Here is a 19,474-nt window from a genome sequence, read left to right on the forward strand (position 1 = left end):
TGGCTGGCCTGCGATGGCATCAACTCGGTGTACCTGATACACCGAGGTGTCTGCATCGCGGGCCAGCCAGCTCCCACAGAGGCCGCGCTATACCTTCAAGGTACGCGTCATGCGCAACGCCAGCACACTGCCGGCCACAATCACCGCCGCCAGCAAGTACAACGCCATGTCCGTCGACCCGGTGGCATCCTTCACAAAGCCGACGATATACGGGCTCAGGAACCCCGCCATCTGGCCCATGGAGTTGATCAGCGCCAAACCGCCAGCCGCCGCACCCGCACTGAGCAGGGCAGTGGGCACCGGCCAGAACATCGGCAGGCCGGTAAGGGCGCCCATGGTGGCGATGGTCAGGCCGAGAATCGCAAGGGCCGGGGTGGTGGCGAAGTTCACCGCAATCACCAGGCCAATCGCGCCCATCAACATCGGTACCACCAAGTGCCAGCGACGTTCCTTGCGCAAATCGGCGGAGCGGCCCACCAGCAGCATGAACACGGCGGCCAGCAGGTAAGGGATCGCACTCAGCCAGCCAATCACCAGGTTATCGCTGAAGCCCAGGTTCTTGATGATCGATGGCAGCCAGAAGTTGATGGCGTACACGCCGCTCTGGATGCAGAAGTAGATCAGCCCGAACGCCCAGATCGCCGGGTTCTTGAACACTTCGCCGAGCGAATCGGTGGTGGTTTTCGGCTTGTTGGCCAAATCCGTCGCCTGATCGGCTTCCAGCACCGCACGCTCATGGGGCGTGAGCCACTTGGCGTTGGCAAAGCTGTCGCTGAGCAGGAAGTAGGCGAGGGCGCCGAGTATCACGGTGGGAATGCCTTGCAGCAGGAACATCCACTGCCAGCCCGCCAGGCCGCCCTGGCCCGCGGCGAAGTGGTTGAGGATCCAGCCGGAAAACGGGCTGCCCAGCAGGCCGGACACCGGAATTGCCGACATGAACAACGCCATGATCCGCCCACGGCGAAAGGTCGGGAACCACTGCGAGAGGTACAGCACCACGCCGGGGAAGAACCCGGCTTCTGCGGCACCGGTCAGCAGGCGCAAGCCGTAGAAGTGGCTGGGGGTGGTGACGAACAGCAGGCACGTGGAAAGTGTGCCCCAGACAATCATCATCAGTGCAATCCAGCGCCGTGGGCCGAATTTGGTCAGCGCCAGGTTGCTCGGCACGCCGCACAGCACGTAGCCGATAAAGAAGATCCCGGCACCGAGGCCGTATACCGTTTCGCTGAATTTCAACGCATCGAGCATCTGCAACTTGGCAAAGCCAACGTTCACCCGGTCAAGGTAGTTGAACAAGTAGCAGATAAAAATGAAGGGGATCAGGCGCAGGGTAATGCGCTTGTAGATGGCGTTTTTATCGTCATCGGTGGCCAGTGTGGCAGCGGCGCTCTGTGACATGGCAGTCTCTCTTTATTATGATTTTTCGCGATGCGAGGGTAACGTTGATCGCCCAAAGAGTCTCGGCCACCTTGCTGGGTGCTGTCTTTGTGCCCGCGCACAGTCAAGCGGGCTTTGCGCTGTGCTTCTGTACAACCACGCCTTTAAAGGAACTTAGCCCCATGTTCGAGCTGGATCATGACCTGGCGCAGGATATCGTCAATCGCACCATGGCGATCCTGCCCTATAACGTCAATGTCATGGACAGTCAGGGCCTGATTCTCGGCAGTGGCGAACCGGAGCGAATCAACACCCGGCATGAAGGCGCGCAATTGGTGTTGGCCAACGGCAGGGTCGTGGAAATCGATGGCCAGACCGCCAAACACCTGAAAGGTGTGCAGCCCGGCATCAATTTGCCGTTGATGCACGACCAGCGCCTGATCGGCGTGCTGGGCATCACCGGCGAGCCTGAGTTGTTGCGCACCTACGCGCAACTGGTGCGCATGACTGCCGAAATGCTGGTCAGCCATCGCCATCAACAAGCCGAGCAGCAGTGGCGGCGCCAACGCTGTGATGATCTGCTGGCCTTGCTGCTGGCCGACAGCGGTGACTCACCGCGCCTGGTCGATGAAGCCCGGCAGTTGGGGCTCAAACCCCAGCTGGCCCGCACGCCCTACCTGTTCGAACTGGGTGCAGGCCAATCAGCGGAGGCCTTGAGTGCCTGGTTGAGCAGCCGATTCCCGGACAGTTGGTGCGTCAGTTCTGCACAGTTTTCCTTGCTGTGGTGCAGGCCTGCGGCGACTCCAGTGGATAACCCAAAACTGCTGGAAAAACTTCAGGGCCTGGGCTGGAAGGTCTTGCGCGTGGCGGTTGGCGGGCAGGCCGATGGCCTGGCCGGGTTGCGCCGCTGTTACCGCCGCGTCACAGACTTGCTGGCCTATGGTCGCGATATCCTGCCGCAAACGCAGCTGTTGACCCTCAATCGCTACCGCCTGCCGGTGATGCTCTGGCGCCACCGCAACGACGACGCCCTGGACGAATTGCTCAACCCCTTGCGCAAAGTCCTGGCCAAGGACGCCAACGGCCAGTTATTGGCTACTTTGCGCAGTTGGTGTGAACACGACGGCCAAAGCCAGGCTTGTGCCGATGCCCTGGGCATTCACCGCAACAGCCTGCGTTACCGCATGGAACGCATTGCCGAACTCAGCGGCGTCGACCCGCTGACCCTCGACGGCATGCTCGCGCTGTACCTCGGCGTACAGCTATTGCCCCAGGCTTTGTCGGAATGAACAACAAACCTCACCGGCACTTGTGCATCGGACCGGCGTCATTGCCGATGGCAACTGGCAGCATGGGCGTTATAAAAACCGGAGAAAGCCCATGAAAATCATCATCGCCCCCGACTCATTCAAGGACAGCCTGAGTGCCGAAGGCGTTGCCCAGGCGATTGCCGACGGGCTCGTTCAGGTATGGCCGGATGCACAGTTAATCCAGTGCCCAATGGCCGACGGCGGTGAGGGCACGGTGGATGCGGTACTCGCCGCCTGCAACGGCGAACTGCGTCGCGAAACGGTGCGCGGGCCCCTGGGGGAGGCAGTCGAAGCACGCTGGGGCTGGCTTGCAGACAGCCACACCGCAATGATCGAAATGGCCGAAGCCAGCGGCTTGCAACGCGTACCGACCGGCCAGCGTGATGCGTGCATCAGCAGCACATTCGGCACCGGCGAGCTGATCCGCGCAGCCCTGGATGCCGGTGCGCAACGCATCATCCTGGCGATCGGCGGCAGCGCCACCAACGACGGTGGGGCAGGCGCGATGCAGGCGCTCGGCGTGCAGTTGTTCAACGCCCAGGATCAGGCCCTTGCACCGGGCGGCCTGGCCTTGGCCGGGCTGACGCGTATCAGCCTGGAGCACCTGGACCCACGTTTGGCCCAGGTGCGGTTTGAAATCGCCGCCGACGTGAATAACCCGCTGTGCGGGCCGCACGGCGCGTCCGCCATTTTTGGCCCGCAAAAAGGCGCTGACCCACAGCAAGTCGAACAACTTGACGCGGCGCTCGGGCACTTTGCCGATCACTGTGCCCAGGTTCTGCCCAACGACGTACGCGATGAGCCGGGCAGCGGTGCGGCCGGCGGTCTGGGGTTTGCCGCCAAGGCCTTTCTCGGGGCGCAGTTCCGTGCGGGCGTGGAGGTGGTCGCCGAGTTGGTGGGCCTGGACGCGGCCGTGCGTGGCGCGGACCTGGTGCTCACCGGCGAGGGCCGCTTTGATGCCCAAACCCTGCGTGGCAAAACACCTTTTGGCGTGGCACGGATTGCTCAGCGTCATGGGGTGCCGGTCATCGTGATCGCCGGCACCCTGGGCGAAGGCTATGAGCACATGTACGCCCATGGAGTGGACGCCGCGTTCGCCTTGCCGTGCGGCCCCATGAGCCTGGAGCAGGCGTGCAGCGAGGCGCCGCGTTTGCTGCGTGAGCGCGCGGTGGACATTGCGCGGGTATGGCGCACGGCGCTCGGCCAGCGTGGTTGACATGTGGGAGCTGGCTTCCACAACCGTCAGCCCCTAGCCAGCGTGCCGCCTCGGCCCCTACACTGACCGGCCACTTGTCTTTCAAAGGATGAAACACAATGCACGCACCTGAACCCCATATCGTGATCCAGCGCTTTACCGAAGCCCACCTGGAAGGCGTCGCTGCGCTCTATAACGACCCGGCCGTGTGCCGTCAGGTGCTGCAAATGCCTTATCAGTCGGTGGAGTCCTGGCGCAACAAGCTGGCTCTCGATAATGAGCGGCGGCTACAGCTGGTGGCGGTGCATGGCGGCGAGGTGATTGGCCAGCTTGGCCTGGAACAGACCCTGCGCGTGCGGCGCAGCCACGTCGGCTCATTCGGCATGGGCGTGGCGACGGCCTGGCAGGGCAAAGGCGTGGGTTCGCGGCTTTTGAGCGCCGCACTGGAGGTGGCCGACAACTGGATGAACCTGCACCGTGTGGAACTCAGGGTGTATGCCGACAACCAAGCCGCGCAAGGCCTGTACAAAAAGTTTGGCTTCGAGGTTGAAGGCCTGCTGCGCGATTACGCCCTGCGTGACGGCCGGTTTGTCGACACCGTGAGCATGGCGCGCCTGCGCCAGTCGGCTTAATCCTGCAGTGCAAACGCCACCGCAGCCTGCGCATGCAGCTCGGTGGTGTCCAGCAGCGGCAGGTGGCTGTGCTGCGGCTTGATCAGCAGGCCGATTTCCGTACAGCCCAGGATGATCGCCTGGGCACCTCGCGCCGCCAGTGATTCGATCACACGTTGGTAGACCTCGCGTGAAGCCTCGCTGATCACCCCGACACATAATTCCTCATAGATGATACGGTGTACGGCCTGGCGCTCGTGTGTTTCCGGCACCAGCACGGTCAAGCCCTGCGCGGCCAGGCGGGATTTGAGAAAGTCCTGTTCCATGGTGAACGCAGTGCCGAGCAAACCCACGGTCAACGTACCGGCGTCGACCGCCGCCGTACCTGCGGCGTCGGCAATATGCAGGAATGGAATCGACACCGCCGCTTCGATACGCGGCGCCACCAAATGCATGGTGTTGGTACACAGCACCACACAGTCCGCGCCGCCGGCCTGCAGGCGGCGCGCGGCGTCTTCAAGGATCAGTGCGGTGTCGTCCCAACGCCCGGCATGCTGAGCCTGCTCCACCGGGCCGAAGTCCACGCTGTACATCAACAGTTGCGCCGAGCGCAGCGGCCCGAGTTGGTCACGCACGCGCTGGTTGATGATGCGGTAATACTCGGCGCTGGACTCCCAGCTCATGCCGCCGATAAGGCCGATAGTGCGCATGCGATACTCCGGACAAGGAATGTTGCTTCACCTTACCCATCGGCCACGCATTAGTCATACGCAGTTGCCGGCCAAATCACCGGTGCAGTTTCGCGGGCGGTAATCATACGGCCGGCCGCCGCATCTGCCATGATCATGCCTCGCAACCTGGCTCACCCAAGGAAATTGGCAATGGACGATATACAGCAACTGGGCGAGATGCTTCGTCATTACGCCGACAGCGAAGCGCATAAAAAACAGCAATTTGATCTGCAATCGGCGCGCTGGGCACAAAAGCTGGGTGAGCTGTTCGGGCACATTGAGCAGTGGCTGGAGCCGGTCAAGAGCGTCGGTTTGCTTGAAGTCCAACGTGAAGCTTATGTCGCCAGCGGCCCTGGCCTGCCGGCCGAGAGTTCGACCTTCAAGACCGAGAAGCTCACCGTGCATATCACTGGCAAGGCCGTGGAATTTGTGCCGGAAGTGATGGGGGCAGGCGGCTCGATAGCCGTGTCGGTAATGGGCCTGACAGCCGCGCGACACGGCAGTGTGTCACTGGTGCTGCCGGCGGACAAAAACGATTGGCTGTGGAAGAAAACCAACGGTTTGAAAGACCCGGACACCTTTGCCTTCGATGCCAACTTCCTGGCTGCGCAGCTGCAGAGCCTGATCCCGCGCGATCGCGGCTTTGACGCAGGTTGCAACGCTGTCAAACAGCTCGCTTGAAATAACAGCGATTTTCCCAGAGTTGGCTATACCTACAGCTCAGTGTCTCGACGATGACTGCCAGGGAGTTCAATGATGGAATCAAGGCTAATGATCAGCACGCTGTGCGTTGCAATCGCAATGGTCGGCTGTGCCGGCAAGGTAACGCAACCGGACGAGTATTCAGGCTTTCTCTCGGACTACAGCCACCTCAAAGAGGCGAAGTCGCCTTCAGGGGCTGCGGTGATGCGCTGGGTTGACCCCGACCTGAACCTGAGTAACTACACGGCAGTGTTCATTGAACCGACGCAGTTCTACCCCAAACCCCAAGCCACCGCGAAAATTCCCGACAGCACCCTCAACGGCATCAACACCTATTACAACCAGGCGCTCAAGCGTGAGCTGGCCAAGTCGCTGCCGCTGGCCAGCGCGCCGGGCCCAGGTGTGATCGTGGTGCGCGCGGCCATTACCGCCGTCAGCAGCAAGACTGAAAGCCTCAAGCCCTACGAGTACGTGCCCGTGGCGCTGGTGGCAGCTGCAGTGAGCACCGGCACCGGCATTCGTGACCAGGAAACCACCCTGGGCACCGAGGCGCAGTTCCTCGACGGTGGCAGCGGCAAAGTGATTGCCCAAGTGGTGCGCAAAGGCACCGGCAAGCCGTTGTCCAACGACTCGCAGGTGATGAAGGCCGATGACGTGAAAAGCGTGATCGACGGCTGGGCGTCGGACTTGCATCAGTCCTTTGTGAAGCTCAAAAAGCCCTGACTACTGGCTGTGGCAAGGGCGCAAGCTCCCTCGCCACAGGTTTTAGTCGTGCACGTGATGCTCCCTTGTCGGCCTGATATTTTGAGGCGCGTGCCGCAGCATCACTTAAGCGGTGTCAGTGGCGGCAACTTCCATTGACCATTGCCCACCTCAGGCTTGGGCAGGTAAATCCGCAGCACGGCGTAAAACGGACCGGGTGGGGCCGGCAACCAGTTGCTCTGTTCGGCTTTTGGCGGCTCGTGGTGCTGCAGGGCCAGGGTCAGGCCGCCGTCGGCGTCCCGCTTGAGGTTGGGCAGCATCGCTGAGTTGATCAGGTAGCGCTTCTTGAGGTTGGGCGCCAACAGCTTGGTCTTGGCGTCGTACATGGTCAGCGACCAGAACGCATCGGCCGGTGGCAGTTGGTCCTTGGCAAAATGTACGGTGTAGCTGTGACGTGCGCCGTTGGCCGGTTTGCCTTCGCTGTCGACGAAGTAGGTCATGTAGATGGCTTCGTCGGTGGAGTTGCCGAAAATCCCCAGGTTGGCGCCGGCGTAGCGGTACAGGTAGTTGTTTTTCAGGCGGTCACGGCTGCCGAACAGGTCGCTGCTGGTGACTTGGTGGGTATCGACCTTGTCTTTCTTGAACGCAGCAAATTCGGCGCGGCCATCGGCGATCCCGTCTTCCAGGGCTTTACGCTGTTCAGTGGTCAGGTCCTTGACCTTGAAGGGCGCGCCGGGGGCGATACCAATCTTGGCAAAGCGCGCCATCAGGTCTTTTTCACTGTCCTGGGGCGCGGCAAAGGCCAGCATGAAGTTCAGGTAGCGAAACAGCTGCGGGCCTTCGGTCATGGTTGCCATGGGTTTGGGCCATTCGATCTTCGCCACTTTGGCCGGCGCAGGCTGCTTCACGTAGGCACTCAGCGGCTGCACTTTGTAGCCATTCTGGATCTGCTTGACCTTGTTCAGGTCCTTTTCATCAAACAGCTGCGTGCGGTACAGCGCATAGGCGATGTTGCTTTCGCTGTAGATCACGCGGTCGACGTCGACAGGCTGCTGACCTTTCCAGTCGGGCCCGGCGATCATGTAGTGGCCACCATTGTTGCCGGTGCTGCGAGTGCCCAGGTAGGCGATATTCTGCGTGTAGAGGTCGATCAACTGCACCGAGTAGTAACGGTTGTCGTCGATTTTGGGCAGGGTCAGTACCAGCGGCTCTTTGCGCAGGTCCATCCATACGAAAGAGTAGGGCGTGTCCGCGTTCGGGGTGACGAAGGCAGTGTCCCTGGGCGTGAACACCTGGGCGGTATTGCCGATATGGTTGAACGGCGCCTTGTAGTTGGCACCGCCTTTGTCGACGGCTTGGGTGTAGAGCGTCTTGTACATCTCCACTACCGGGTAGCCGTACAGGTAGGCTTCCTTGGCAATGGCCCGGGCTTCAGTCGGGGTCGCCGTGAAGTCGGCCCAGGCGCCGGTGCTCATGAGTATCGAGAGGCTCGCCAACAGCAGGCGCGTCGGTTTTCCAATCATGTTGTTGCGTCCTTCCTGAGTGCTTTATAGAGGGCGTGGGATCAAAGCGCCGAGTTTCCTGTTTTATTGGCCGAACGTCACGTTAATCCCTGCAAACAACGTGAACCGAGCTAATCCATCGCCTTTGCGTGCCACCGTCCATTGCGGCTCGACAAAGGCATTGACGATAGTGCTGCCGGCTTTCCAGGCCTTGCCTGCGCCCACGCCGATGGGAAGGTAGCAGGCATTCAGACTTGCCGGCTGACCAAACGCATCAGTTTGTGGGTGTGGGGATGTTCACGGTTTTGCGCGTGGCGAAAGCGCCGCTGGTTTCGGGCTCAAGCAGCGGGCAACATCGATTTGACCTTGTCACGCAGTTGGTCAATGGAGAACGGCTTGGCGATCACTTGCATGCCTGCGGGCACATCGATGTTATCGGCATAACCGCTGGCGAACAGAATCGGCAGGGCGGGGCGAAGCTCGCGCACGTTAGTGGCCAGTTGCTTGCCGTCCATGTCCGGCAGGCCCACATCGGTCATCATCAGGTCGATGGGCTGGTCGGTGTTTTTAACAATTTTGAGGGCCTCTTCGGCGTCGGCAGCTTCAACCACCGAGAACTCCAACTCTTCAAGTACATCGACGATCAGCATGCGCACGATGGCGTCGTCTTCGACTACAAGGATGGTGGAGGGGGCAGCGCACATAAGGGGAATTCCTGAAAAATGGAAAGGCAGGTGTCTGGCGGTGAAAGGCCGTTCTCTACTGAGTCACGGCCCTCTCGGCAAGTTCCATTGGCGGGGCATTGTGAAGGGAATGGATGCAAATGTCGCGTGGCATGCACGGCGGCGCGCCGAGCGCGCAAAGCGTCAATGACAGGCTACAAGCGGGCCATTGACGCCACGGGCGTCAAGTCAAAGTGTGGTGTTGAACAGGGCATACGGTTTGTTGTAGGGCACCGTCATAATAAAGTTTCCTTCGCTGAATTCGCTGATGTTGTACTCCGGCACGCCTTTGGTAATGGCCACCGGATCAAGCGTGCCCGCCGTCTTCCCGCTGTTCAAGGAGACTTCTAACCCTTTTCGCATTGACGCTTCATCAGGAAAGGTTGCAATACCGAAGTTCGGATTAAAGAAAAACCATTCCTTCTGGTTGTTTTTATCGAGCGTGACGCCCGCGAGAAGCCCATGATTCTGGGTGCTGATCTTCAGGGACATGGGAGGGGTTGCGGTGCTTAACCGCTCAGCAATGTCGGTATACGGCACTTGGCTGACGCGTTGAGTACCGTGAAACTGCTCACGGAGCACCTGATGCATTTGGTTCAGCTCTTTACGAAAGGCCTGAACCTTGGTGTCGTTAGCATTCCTGGCGGCTTTGAAAAAGTTATTGATGAAGGTGTCCCGCTGGTTGTTCAGAATGGCCAGCGCCATCATATTCACCAGGGCTGCACACTCACCATTGGACGCCAGGTCTGTTTGGCTGAGGTAAAAGTTCTGCGGCATCATGGTGGCCTTGCCACCTTCGGCCAGTACTTCCGCTTCAAAAGTCTTGAAGCTCTCAAGACTTTGAATGGCCATGCGCCTTTCTATCTCTTTGGCCAATGTGCCGATGGCTTCGGGATTCCCGACCTTGCTGACGGCCAGGCTTTTTATCTCCGAGACCCTCATGCTCGAGTGATAGCCCGGAATATCGTCGATAACCCCGGAAAGACCTCGAGCGTAAGCGGCTGGATCGCTTTGTCGCGCTGCCTGTAAGGCTTGCCTGAACTGTTCTCCGGTTGCCTTTGGTACGGGAGCGATATAAGTGGCCAGCCAATCTATGAAGTTGTTGTTTATTTCACCGTTGGCGGCGACGGTTGCAGGTTTGAAGTCTAGTAGCCCTGTACCGTAGGGCTGCTGCCTGATCGGATCAAAGGCATACCATTTTCCGTTTTGAAAGGCGGCACCGCTTTCAATGGTATGCCCGGCGATCTTGTAGGTACCTGTTGCCACAACGCCATGCTGTTTACTGGCCGCCTTGAGCAGGTCATAACTGCCGGCAGCTCCCTTGAGCATAGTGATGCCCCGAGCGCTTTTAGAGGCCAGAAACTTGACCCCTGTGCCTATGCCTCTCACCAAGTCGTCCATTCCGCTCAGTGGGTTGAACGCACTGATGGCCGCTGCACCGATGATGCGTGCTGCCCGCAAACCCTTCGAAACGGCCGTCACGGTCTTGATGCTGGTGGTAGCCACGCGCGCTGCCGTCGACGCGCCCAGCGTCACGAAACCGAAAGCATCCATTGCCAGGTCTAACCCGGCTTCCAGGTAGTCACCATTCCTGGCGTTAACGATCGCTGACCTGAGCGGGATGAAATTCAGGAAAAAGTCGGTCACCTTCCAATCGTTTTCTCTCTGCTGGTCGAAGCTGGTGAAACCTCTGGCCCGCTTGATCACATCCTGATTATCAAGATCGAGATGTTCGACAAAGGCATCGGCGAGGGCCTGCGTCCGAACGCTTGAGAAACTCGAAGGAACGGGTAATGGAATGCCGGCGGACTTGTCCTGGCTGAAGTCTGGCTTAGGATCCCTGGTCGGCGTGAACGGCTCTTTCCTGAAGATGTTGTTGGCATGGCGCTCACGCTGTTCGGTCAATACGCTAGCGGGCACCACGGTGATGGCGCCTTTACTCAGGTCGATCTCATAGACTTTATCGTCCGTCCCGCCTGTGACTTTTACCCACAATGTTTTACTGGTGTGTATCAGTTTATTTTTAGTTGGCGTGATGGGTATCTGGTAGGTTTTATCTTGATAAAACTCGAGCTTTCCATATTCGAAATTCTGCCTGTCAGCGAGCGGAAGGTCGGCCACCAGGGATTTGATCAACTTATCCACGCCTTGCTTGCGTGTGTCGATCGTCTGGGTTAATTGTGCGTTGAATGTCTTATTCACGTCGAAGGTGAGGGATTTGCCTTTAGTCGCTTGGAGAATGCGCGGGTCTTCAGTTTCCCATTTATAGGCGTGCAGCCCGCTCATCACGATATCCAACAGCGAGAACATACCCGCTGGCGCTCGATTCGGATCGTAAAGCGGCTGCGAGAGCGTTTGATTGGAGTCCTTGACCTTCAAGAGCTTTTCTTCAAGAGGCACCGTGTCGCCAAACCGCTCCTTTATCAAGGCTCGGGCCATTTGTTCGCGACTGGGAAATTCGGCGCCTACCTCGTTGGAACCTGCTACCCGCTGGGTTAATTGTCGGTTGAACTCGGTTCTGACCGTCTCAACGTCGTCATGGCTGTAATCACCCTCTGTTTTAAGGCTGATCACATTATTGACAACGCCCCAATCGAGCAACGCCGCTTGCTGGGCCTGCGCGGTGACGGAAGGATCCTGCAACGTGGCGTTTTCAGCTGCGAGCATGACCTGGGCAAACGTCATGCTCGATACTTTTCCCGGCGTCTGGGCTTCAATAGCCGCCACTGCGATCGACAAGTTGACCCATGCCACGCTGCCGTAGGTGACATTGGCGGGGATGTCCTTGACCAGCAGCGCGGGTGCCTTTCTTGCCAATAGCAAGTAGGCACCCGTTTTGGCCATCTCGGGGGTGGTTTTGCCGCTGTCAATCAAGTGTTGGGTCAACCCCTCTTTTACAACCGAGAGTGGTTGCCCCCAATGCGCTCGCTGCGCCAGATCGAAGCCGGCCACCTTGTTTCGATGCGGTGCAGTGACGGATTCCGGGTCCAGCAGCGCATTGATCGCGGCCAATGTGTAGTCATTCACACTGGTCTGTGTGGCGATTCCGTTCAATCGGGTCTGCAATGCCAGCCCGAACGCCTGTGCGCGAGGCGAACTGACGATGGCTTCCAGGGCTTTGGCGGGATCGTCTGACGCCTGACCCGTGAGCGGCTGGTTGCTGTTCAAATACTCCAGCACACCCTGGCTTGCGCCCAAATGAGGTGGGTTTGGATGGCGGTTGGCGTACTGAACAGCGGCGTTCTGCAGCGCGCGTTGCTCAGTGCCACTCAGGGGCTGCGGCCACGACAGGCCACCGCCAAAGTTGCCTAAAGGGTGTTCCTGAGCCCGGTTAAGGACCGCATGGGCAAGGCCGACCAGGCCAGTATGGGTGCTTGGCGCAGACAAACCCATCGACTGGATGTAGGTCTCCAGGGTAACGGTACTGCCAGCTTCTGACGGGTAGCCTGAATCGGGATGAATATCCATCGGTGTGGTTCGCAATGCCGTCAGGATTGCAGGCACAGTGGCGTCGATGCCCAGACGTGTGGCGATGTCACGCAGCTTTTGCCCTAAAGACTGCAAATTCTGTTTGCGTCCAAGTTCCGTTTTAAGGTCGCCTGACGGCGGGTGGGATGCAGGCGCGTGAGCCTGGGTTGATGCGGGCCGTGTTTGAGTGGTTGGATGGGTGTTTGCCGGCAAGGTGTTAATGGGGGCTGGGGCAGGTGCGGGAGTTTCGAGGACAAAAGGACTGGGGTTGTCTGCAATTGTGCGGGTAGGGGCGGTTATGCTCATTGGAGTTACCTTGGTGGGTCAAAAAAGACGCCTTCCAAAAGATCTTCCGTGTTCCTGAGGCGCTATCCTGAGTGCCGCCCCCCTTCACCTACGTTCCGCCGCATCTGTGTGCACGTGTGTATGTGGCCTGACGAAACCGGACAGGATTGGCGCGAAATTCAGTCGCGGCCTGTAGGCAAACGCTTCAAAACAACGCACAAACATAGCCTTGGCCACTGCTATTCGGGCAAACTCCCCCTTTTTCCGCACTTGGCCAAGGCATGCCCATGACTCCCGCGTCGTCCGTCGATGAAAAGAGCTTCCGTACCCTGCTGAGCCGAAATGTCGCGTTACCTTTGGGCGTCGGCGTGCTCAGCGCGGTGTTTTTCGTTTGCCTGATCACTTATTTGCTGTCGGTGATCCAGTGGGTGGAGCACACCGACCGGGTTATCAATAACCTCAATGAGTCGTCCAAGCTCACAGTGGACTTGGAAACCGGCCTGCGCGGTTTCCTGATCACCGGCGACGAGCATTTCCTCGACCCTTACGAAGTGGCCAAGCCGCGCATCATTGGTGACCTGCACAACCTGCAGGAGCTGGTGGCGGACAACCCGCAGCAGGTCGATCGCCTCAAGCGCCTGGAGTCGATGCAATACGAGTGGAACAAGTACGCCCAGTCGATGATCGACTTGCAGCGCAACGGCGGCGATTACCGCGGGGCGGTGAAGGCCGGACGCGGCAAGAGCCTGACCGACGCGATCCGCAATGAATACGTGGATGCAGTCGCGATGGAGCAGGCATTTCGCTTCAGCCGCAATGCCGATGTGACCCGCACCACGATTATCAGCGTGACCTTGTACCTGGTTTTTGTACTCGGGTTGAGCGGGTTCCTGGCTTATATCGGAAGAAGAAATTTAGTAGTACTTTCAGACAGTTACAGCGCAAACCTCGCGTCGCAACAGAAGATTGCCCGGCGCCTGGAGCAACAGGCCTGGCTGCGTAACGGCCAGACCGAACTGGCCGAACAGGTGCTCGGCCAACTGACCCTGAATATGCTGGGGCGCAATATCCTGCAGTTTTTTGCCCAATACATGGGGTCGGCGGTTGCAGCACTCTACGTGCGCGAAGAACACGGCGGCCTCAAGCGCGTGGCCACCTACGGGTTTTCCCGCGAGCAAGAGCAAAAAGAACAGGCGATCTACAGCGATGAGGGCATTGTCGGCCAGGCCGCCCAGCTGGATCGCCTGATTCGCCTGGACGATGTGCCGGTGGATTACTTCAAGGTCAGCTCCGGCCTGGGCGAAGGTTCGACCCGCAGTGTATTGGTGGTGCCCACCAGTGATGATGACCGCGTCAATGGCGTGATCGAGCTGGGGTTCCTGCGCCCACTGGATGAACGTGACGTTGAGTTGCTGGAACTGATTGCCGGCAATATCGGCACCTCCATCGAAGCCGCGCGCTATCGCCAGCGCCTGCAGGAAGTGCTGGCCGAGACCCAGCAGCTCAATGAAGAGCTGCAAGTGCAGCAGGAAGAGCTCAAGACCGCCAACGAAGAACTCGAAGAACAGTCGCGCATCCTCAAGGAGTCCCAGGCCCACCTGGAAACCCAACAGGCGGAGCTTGAGCAGACCAACGAGCAACTCGCTGAACAGACGCAAATCCTGTCCGATCAGCGCGATGCCATGGACCGCAAGAACGTCGAGCTGAACCAGGCCCAACTGGAGCTCGAAGACCGTGCCGACGAGCTGCAGCGCTCCAGCAAGTACAAGTCCGAGTTCCTTGCCAACATGTCCCATGAGCTGCGCACGCCGCTTAACAGCTCGTTGATTCTGGCCAAATTGCTGGCCGAGAACCCGCAGGAAAACCTCAGCGCCGAGCAGGTCAAGTTTGCCGAGTCGATCTATTCGGCGGGCAACGACCTGTTGAACCTGATCAACGATATTCTGGATATTTCCAAGGTCGAAGCCGGCAAGCTGGAAATGCGTCCGGAAAACTCCAGCGTGGCCCGCCTGGTCGATGGCCTGCGCGGGATGTTCGAGCCCTTGGCCGCCGATCGCAAGCTGGGTTTTCAGGTGGACATTCAAGCGGACGCGCCGCCGATGCTGTTCACCGACCGCCAGCGCCTGGAGCAGATCCTCAAAAATCTGCTGTCCAACGCGGTCAAGTTTACCGAGCAGGGCGATGTCAGCCTGTCGGTGTCCCGTGCGCCAGGGGAGGGCGTTGCCTTTACCGTGCGCGACTCGGGCATCGGCATCGCGCTGGACCAGCAGGAAAGCATCTTCGAAGCCTTCCGCCAGGCCGATGGCACCACCAACCGCCGTTACGGCGGCACTGGCCTGGGCCTTTCGATCTCCCGTGACCTGGCGAGTTTGCTCGGCGGTTATATCAGCGTGACCAGCGAGCCGGGCAAGGGCAGCGTGTTCACCCTGGTACTGCCGGAACATTATGTAGAGCGTGAGGAGGGTGCCGCGCCGATCGAGGCGCCACGCCAGGCGGTGGCGGCGCCGGCGCCCAAGCCCATGGCGATTTCACCGCTGCCGGTGGCCGATGCCAAACAGATTCCGCGCTTTGCCGACGACCGCGACAAGGCACCGTTCGCCACGCGCTGCATCCTGGTGGTGGAAGACGAACCCAACTTTGCCCGCATCCTTTTCGACCTGGCCCACGAACTGGGCTATCACTGCCTGGTCGCCCACGGCGCAGACGAAGGCTACAGCCTGGCCGAGGAGTACATCCCGGATGCGATCCTGCTGGACATGCGCCTGCCTGACCATTCCGGCCTGACCGTGTTGCAACGCCTCAAGGAACACGCCAATACCCGCCACATTCCCGTGCACGTGATCTCCGTCGAAGACCGCGTCGAAGCCGCCATGCACATGGGCGCCATCGGTTATGCGGTGAAGCCGACCACCCGTGAAGAGCTCAAGGACGTGTTTGCGCGCCTGGAAGCCAAGCTGACCCAGAAGGTCAAGCGCGTGCTGCTGGTGGAGGACGATGACCTGCAGCGCGACAGCATTGCCCGCCTGATCGGCGACGATGACATCGAAATCACCGACGTCGGCTACGCCCAAGCGGCCCTGGACCTGCTGCGCACCAACATCTACGACTGTATGATCATCGACTTGAAGCTGCCGGACATGCTCGGCAATGAGCTGCTCAAGCGCATGGCCACCGAAGATATCTGCTCGTTCCCGCCGGTGATCGTGTACACCGGGCGTAACCTGACCCGTGACGAAGAAGCCGAGCTGCGCAAGTATTCGCGCTCGATCATCATCAAAGGCGCACGCTCACCTGAACGCTTGCTGGACGAAGTGACGCTGTTTCTGCACAAAGTCGAATCCCAGCTGTCCCATGACCGCCAGAAGATGCTCAAGACCGCCCGCAGCCGCGACAAGGTCTTCGAGGGGCGCAAGATCCTGTTGGTCGACGACGATGTGCGTAACATCTTCGCCCTGACCAGTGCCCTGGAGCACAAAGGCGCGGTGGTGGTGATCGGGCGTAATGGCCATGAAGCCATCGACAAACTCAATGAAGTCGAGGACATCGACCTGGTGCTGATGGACGTGATGATGCCGGAGATGGACGGTTACGAGGCAACTGCCTTGATCCGCCAGGACCCGCGCTGGAAGAAACTGCCGATTATTGCGGTGACGGCCAAGGCCATGAAGGACGATCAGGAACGCTGCCTGGCGGCAGGCTCCAACGATTACCTGGCCAAGCCGATCGACCTGGACCGGCTGTTCTCGCTGATTCGCGTATGGCTGCCGAAGATGGAACGCATTTAAGTGGAGCACGTTTTCTTGGAAAAAAGCAGCGACATTGAGCTGCGCCTGCTGATTGAGGCGATTTACCTCAAGTACAGCTACGACTTTCGCGACTATTCCGGCGCGTCCGTCAAGCGCCGCGTGGCCCACGCACTGCGCCAGTTCGATTGCGCGACCATTTCTGCGCTGCAGGAGCGGGTGTTGCATGATCCGACGGCCTTTATGCAGTTGCTGCAGTTTCTGACGATCCCGGTAAGCGAGATGTTTCGCGACCCGTCGCACTTTCTGGCGATTCGCCGGGAAGTGGTGCCGCTGCTCAAGACCTACCCCTCGATCAAAATCTGGATCGCCGGGTGCAGCACGGGCGAGGAGGTGTACTCCATGGCAATCCTGCTGCGCGAAGAGGGCTTGCTCGACCGCACCATCATTTATGCCACCGACATTAATCCGGCGTCCCTGGACAAAGCCAAGCAAGGGATTTTTTCCCTGGAGAACGTGCGTGCCTACACCGCCAATTATCAGCAGGCGGGCGGCCAACGTTCATTTGCCGACTACTACACAGCGGCTTACGATTACGCGATCTTCGACAAGACGCTGCGCGAGAACGTGACCTTTGCCGATCACAGCCTGGCAACCGACAGCGTCTTTTCAGAAACTCAATTAATTTCATGTCGCAACGTATTGATTTATTTCAATAAAAAGTTGCAGGATCGAGCGTTCGGGTTGTTTCATGAGTCGCTGTGCCATCGCGGCTTTCTGGTGCTGGGCAGTAAGGAAACCCTGGATTTCTCCGCCTACAGCAAGCAATTCGAACCCTTGGTCAAACAGGAACGGATCTACCGAAAATCATGAGCGACGCCGCAACTAACCCGCCACGCGGGATTGAAGCCATCGTCGTCGGCGCCTCCGCCGGCGGTGTTGAGGCGTTGCTGACGATTTTTGGTACGTTGCCTGACACCTTCGGCTTACCGATCATCGCCGTGCTGCACCTGCCGGACGAGCGTCGCAGCCAATTGGCCGAAGTTTTTGCGCGGCGCCTGAGCATTCCGGTGCAAGAAGCACGCGACAAGGAAACGATCGCGCCAGGCACCCTGTATTTCGCCGGCCCCGGCTATCACCTGTCGGTAGAAAGCGACCGCAGCCTGTCGATGAGCCAGGAAGACCGCGTGCATCATTCGCGGCCGGCCATCGATTACCTGTTTGCCTCGGCTGCCGACACCTACGGCAACAGCCTGCTGGCGATTCTGCTGACCGGCGCCAACCAGGATGGCGCGCGTGGCCTTGCCCACGTCAAAGACTCGGGTGGCACCACCATCGTCCAAGAGCCCACAGAAGCGCGTATCGCCGTGATGCCCCTGGCGGCGCTGGCCTTGCACACACCTGATCATATTCTCACCTTGAGCCAGATTGGTTCACTGCTGGCTTCCCTGGAATCTTCCCCATGTTAAGTACTGTCCAGGCCAAACTGCTGATCGTCGACGATCTGCCGGAAAACCTGCTGGCCCTTGAAGCGCTGATCAAGCGCGAAGATCGCCAGGTCTTCAAGGCATTGAGCGCTGACGAGGCCTTGTCACTGTTGCTCGAGCATGAGTTCGCCATGGCGATTCTCGATGTGCAGATGCCCGGCATGAACGGTTTCGAGCTGGCCGAACTGATGCGCGGCACCGAAAAGACCAAGAACATCCCGATTGTGTTCGTCAGCGCCGCCGGCCGCGAACTCAACTATGCCTTCAAAGGCTATGAAAGCGGCGCAGTGGATTTTTTGCACAAGCCGCTGGACATCCACGCGGTGAAGAGCAAGGTCAATGTGTTCGTCGACCTGTACCGCCAGAGCAAGGCGATGAAACAGCAAGTCGAAGCCCTGGAGCGCAGCCGCCGCGAGCAGGAGCTGCTGCTGACGCGCCTGCAGGCCACCCAGGCCGAGCTTGAGCAGGCCGTGCGCATGCGTGACGACTTCATGTCGATCGTTGCCCACGAAGTGCGCACACCGCTTAACGGGCTGATCCTCGAGACCCAGTTGCGCAAGATGCACCTGGCACGGGATAACGCCGCCGCGTTCACCCTGGACAAGATGCACGCCATGGTCGACCGCGACGAGCGCCAGATCCAGAGCCTGATCCGCCTGATCGAAGACATGCTCGACGTGTCGCGCATCCGCACCGGCAAACTGTCGATTCGTCCGGCGCGCTTCGACCTGGCGCAACTGGTGCGCAACCTGGTGAAAAACTTCGAGCCGCAAGTGGCATCCGCCGGTTCTTCGATGCACTTGGTGGCCGATGAACCGGTGGAGGGCAATTGGGATGAGTTCCGTATTGAACAAGTGGTCACCAACCTGTTGACCAACGCCCTGCGTTACGGTGCCAAAAGCCCGGTGGATGTGCGTGTGTACACCGAACACGGTGAGGCGCGCGTCGAGGTGCGTGACCGTGGCATCGGCATCAGCGCAGACAACCAGAAGCGTATTTTCCAGCAATTTGAACGCGTTTCGGCCAGCCACGTCGCGGCCGGTCTGGGCCTGGGGCTGTTTATTTCCGAGCAGATCGTGACGGCCCATGGCGGCACCATCGAGGTCGAGAGCCAGATAGGCGAGGGCGCGCTGTTCCGGGTGTGCCTGCCACTTGGAGAGCCGCAATGAAATCAATCGTCAGCTCGACGCAACCTCTGCGTGACCCCATGGTCGTACTTGCAGCAACTGACCGGACAAAGGCTTCCCATGAGTGAAGATGCACAAGATGTCGTACTGATCGTCGAAGACGACGAATCCATTATGTTTGTGCTGGGTGAATACCTGGCAGGCCTTGGCTACCGGGTACTGAAGGCGATCGATGGGGAGCAGGCCTTCGAGATTCTGGCCACCAAGCCGCACCTGGACCTGATGGTCACGGATTACCGCCTGCCGGGCGGGATTTCCGGCGTGCAGATCGCTGAGCCTGCGATCAAGCTGCGACCTGAATTGAAAGTGATCTTTATCAGCGGTTACCCGCAGGAGATCCTCGACTGCAACAGCCCGATCACGCGCAATGCGCCGATTCTGGCCAAGCCGTTTGATCTGGATACCTTGCACGAGCATATCCAGCGCCTGCTGGCCTGAATCACCAGGGCTGC

15 protein-coding genes are annotated in these 19,474 nt (G+C 59.5%); 10 read left to right on the forward strand and 5 right to left on the reverse strand.

Features of this window, described 5'->3' with window-relative positions:
* Positions 1–87: 87 nt before the first annotated feature.
* Positions 88–1,398 (reverse strand): MFS transporter, encoded by a 1,311-nt coding sequence (locus tag BLV67_RS04495; protein WP_065929993.1) that lies wholly within the window; start codon positions 1,396–1,398, stop codon positions 88–90.
* A 161-nt stretch (positions 1,399–1,559) separates the two neighbouring features.
* Here BLV67_RS04495 and BLV67_RS04500 point away from each other — a divergent pair, with 161 nt between their 5' ends.
* From BLV67_RS04500 to BLV67_RS04510, 3 genes are all read left to right on the forward strand, one after another.
* Positions 1,560–2,666 (forward strand): sugar diacid recognition domain-containing protein, encoded by a 1,107-nt coding sequence (locus BLV67_RS04500; RefSeq protein WP_065929994.1) that lies wholly within the window; start codon positions 1,560–1,562, stop codon positions 2,664–2,666.
* 91 nt (positions 2,667–2,757) lie between these two features.
* On the forward strand, positions 2,758–3,903 hold the full coding sequence (locus BLV67_RS04505) for a glycerate kinase (RefSeq protein WP_069787488.1): 1,146 nt from the start codon (positions 2,758–2,760) through the stop codon (positions 3,901–3,903).
* Between the two features lie 98 nt (positions 3,904–4,001).
* Positions 4,002–4,514, forward strand: a complete 513-nt coding sequence (locus BLV67_RS04510; RefSeq protein WP_065929996.1) for a GNAT family N-acetyltransferase — start codon at positions 4,002–4,004, stop codon at positions 4,512–4,514.
* Here BLV67_RS04510 and BLV67_RS04515 read toward each other — a convergent pair.
* Complete coding sequence (locus BLV67_RS04515) at positions 4,511–5,203, reverse strand: aspartate/glutamate racemase family protein (protein WP_069787489.1); 693 nt, start codon at positions 5,201–5,203, stop codon at positions 4,511–4,513. The two genes, BLV67_RS04510 and BLV67_RS04515, sit on opposite strands and share 4 nt — an antisense overlap.
* Before the next feature lie 171 nt (positions 5,204–5,374).
* On the opposite strand from BLV67_RS04515, the gene BLV67_RS04520 reads away from it, so the two are divergent.
* Positions 5,375–5,905: a hypothetical protein gene (locus BLV67_RS04520; RefSeq protein WP_065929998.1), complete on the forward strand. Its 531-nt coding sequence runs from the start codon at positions 5,375–5,377 to the stop codon at positions 5,903–5,905.
* A 75-nt stretch (positions 5,906–5,980) separates the two neighbouring features.
* On the forward strand, positions 5,981–6,649 hold the full coding sequence (locus tag BLV67_RS04525; protein ID WP_069787490.1) for a DUF3313 domain-containing protein: 669 nt from the start codon (positions 5,981–5,983) through the stop codon (positions 6,647–6,649).
* Positions 6,650–6,750: 101 nt separating this feature from the next.
* On the opposite strand, the gene BLV67_RS04530 is transcribed toward BLV67_RS04525, so the two are convergent.
* The 3 genes from BLV67_RS04530 to BLV67_RS04540 form a co-directional block, all read right to left on the reverse strand.
* Complete coding sequence (locus tag BLV67_RS04530; protein ID WP_065930000.1) at positions 6,751–8,151, reverse strand: DUF1254 domain-containing protein; 1,401 nt, start codon at positions 8,149–8,151, stop codon at positions 6,751–6,753.
* 317 nt (positions 8,152–8,468) lie between these two features.
* On the reverse strand, positions 8,469–8,834 hold the full coding sequence (locus BLV67_RS04535; protein ID WP_065930001.1) for a response regulator: 366 nt from the start codon (positions 8,832–8,834) through the stop codon (positions 8,469–8,471).
* Positions 8,835–9,041: 207 nt separating this feature from the next.
* Positions 9,042–12,626: a hypothetical protein gene (locus BLV67_RS04540; protein ID WP_141722738.1), complete on the reverse strand. Its 3,585-nt coding sequence runs from the start codon at positions 12,624–12,626 to the stop codon at positions 9,042–9,044.
* Between the two features lie 266 nt (positions 12,627–12,892).
* Here BLV67_RS04540 and BLV67_RS04545 point away from each other — a divergent pair, with 266 nt between their 5' ends.
* The 5 genes from BLV67_RS04545 (at position 12,893) to BLV67_RS04565 (ending at position 19,460) form a co-directional block, all read left to right on the forward strand.
* Complete coding sequence (locus BLV67_RS04545; RefSeq protein WP_074854413.1) at positions 12,893–16,390, forward strand: response regulator; 3,498 nt, start codon at positions 12,893–12,895, stop codon at positions 16,388–16,390.
* The gene (locus BLV67_RS04550; RefSeq protein ID WP_065930004.1) at positions 16,391–17,221 is read left to right on the forward strand and encodes a CheR family methyltransferase; all 831 of its coding nucleotides are present in this window, start codon (positions 16,391–16,393) and stop codon (positions 17,219–17,221) included.
* Positions 17,218–17,817, forward strand: a complete 600-nt coding sequence (locus BLV67_RS04555) for a chemotaxis protein CheB (RefSeq protein WP_065930005.1) — start codon at positions 17,218–17,220, stop codon at positions 17,815–17,817. The genes BLV67_RS04550 and BLV67_RS04555 overlap by 4 nt, the downstream gene beginning before the upstream one ends.
* Entirely contained in the window at positions 17,811–19,004 is a 1,194-nt protein-coding gene (locus tag BLV67_RS04560) for a hybrid sensor histidine kinase/response regulator (RefSeq protein WP_065930006.1), read from the forward strand. The genes BLV67_RS04555 and BLV67_RS04560 overlap by 7 nt, the downstream gene beginning before the upstream one ends.
* A gap of 78 nt (positions 19,005–19,082) precedes the next feature.
* Positions 19,083–19,460, forward strand: coding sequence for a response regulator (locus tag BLV67_RS04565; RefSeq protein WP_017738124.1), 378 nt, complete (start codon positions 19,083–19,085; stop codon positions 19,458–19,460).
* Positions 19,461–19,474 lie beyond the last annotated feature (14 nt).

The sequence above is a fragment of the Pseudomonas salomonii genome, from assembly GCF_900107155.1.
GTDB classification, from domain to species: Bacteria; Pseudomonadota; Gammaproteobacteria; order Pseudomonadales; family Pseudomonadaceae; genus Aquipseudomonas; species Aquipseudomonas salomonii.

Coding starts and splice junctions, on each gene's coding strand:
- BLV67_RS04495 (WP_065929993.1), bottom strand. CDS start 1,398: ATGTCACAGAGCGCCGCTGCCACACTGGCCACCGATGACGATAAAAAC.
- BLV67_RS04510 (WP_065929996.1), top strand. CDS start 4,002: ATGCACGCACCTGAACCCCATATCGTGATCCAGCGCTTTACCGAAGCC.
- BLV67_RS04560 (WP_065930006.1), top strand. CDS start 17,811: ATGTTAAGTACTGTCCAGGCCAAACTGCTGATCGTCGACGATCTGCCG.
- BLV67_RS04530 (WP_065930000.1), bottom strand. CDS start 8,151: ATGATTGGAAAACCGACGCGCCTGCTGTTGGCGAGCCTCTCGATACTC.
- BLV67_RS04540 (WP_141722738.1), bottom strand. CDS start 12,626: ATGAGCATAACCGCCCCTACCCGCACAATTGCAGACAACCCCAGTCCT.
- BLV67_RS04555 (WP_065930005.1), top strand. CDS start 17,218: ATGAGCGACGCCGCAACTAACCCGCCACGCGGGATTGAAGCCATCGTC.
- BLV67_RS04565 (WP_017738124.1), top strand. CDS start 19,083: ATGAGTGAAGATGCACAAGATGTCGTACTGATCGTCGAAGACGACGAA.
- BLV67_RS04520 (WP_065929998.1), top strand. CDS start 5,375: ATGGACGATATACAGCAACTGGGCGAGATGCTTCGTCATTACGCCGAC.
- BLV67_RS04500 (WP_065929994.1), top strand. CDS start 1,560: ATGTTCGAGCTGGATCATGACCTGGCGCAGGATATCGTCAATCGCACC.
- BLV67_RS04535 (WP_065930001.1), bottom strand. CDS start 8,834: ATGTGCGCTGCCCCCTCCACCATCCTTGTAGTCGAAGACGACGCCATC.
- BLV67_RS04545 (WP_074854413.1), top strand. CDS start 12,893: ATGACTCCCGCGTCGTCCGTCGATGAAAAGAGCTTCCGTACCCTGCTG.
- BLV67_RS04525 (WP_069787490.1), top strand. CDS start 5,981: ATGGAATCAAGGCTAATGATCAGCACGCTGTGCGTTGCAATCGCAATG.
- BLV67_RS04515 (WP_069787489.1), bottom strand. CDS start 5,203: ATGCGCACTATCGGCCTTATCGGCGGCATGAGCTGGGAGTCCAGCGCC.
- BLV67_RS04505 (WP_069787488.1), top strand. CDS start 2,758: ATGAAAATCATCATCGCCCCCGACTCATTCAAGGACAGCCTGAGTGCC.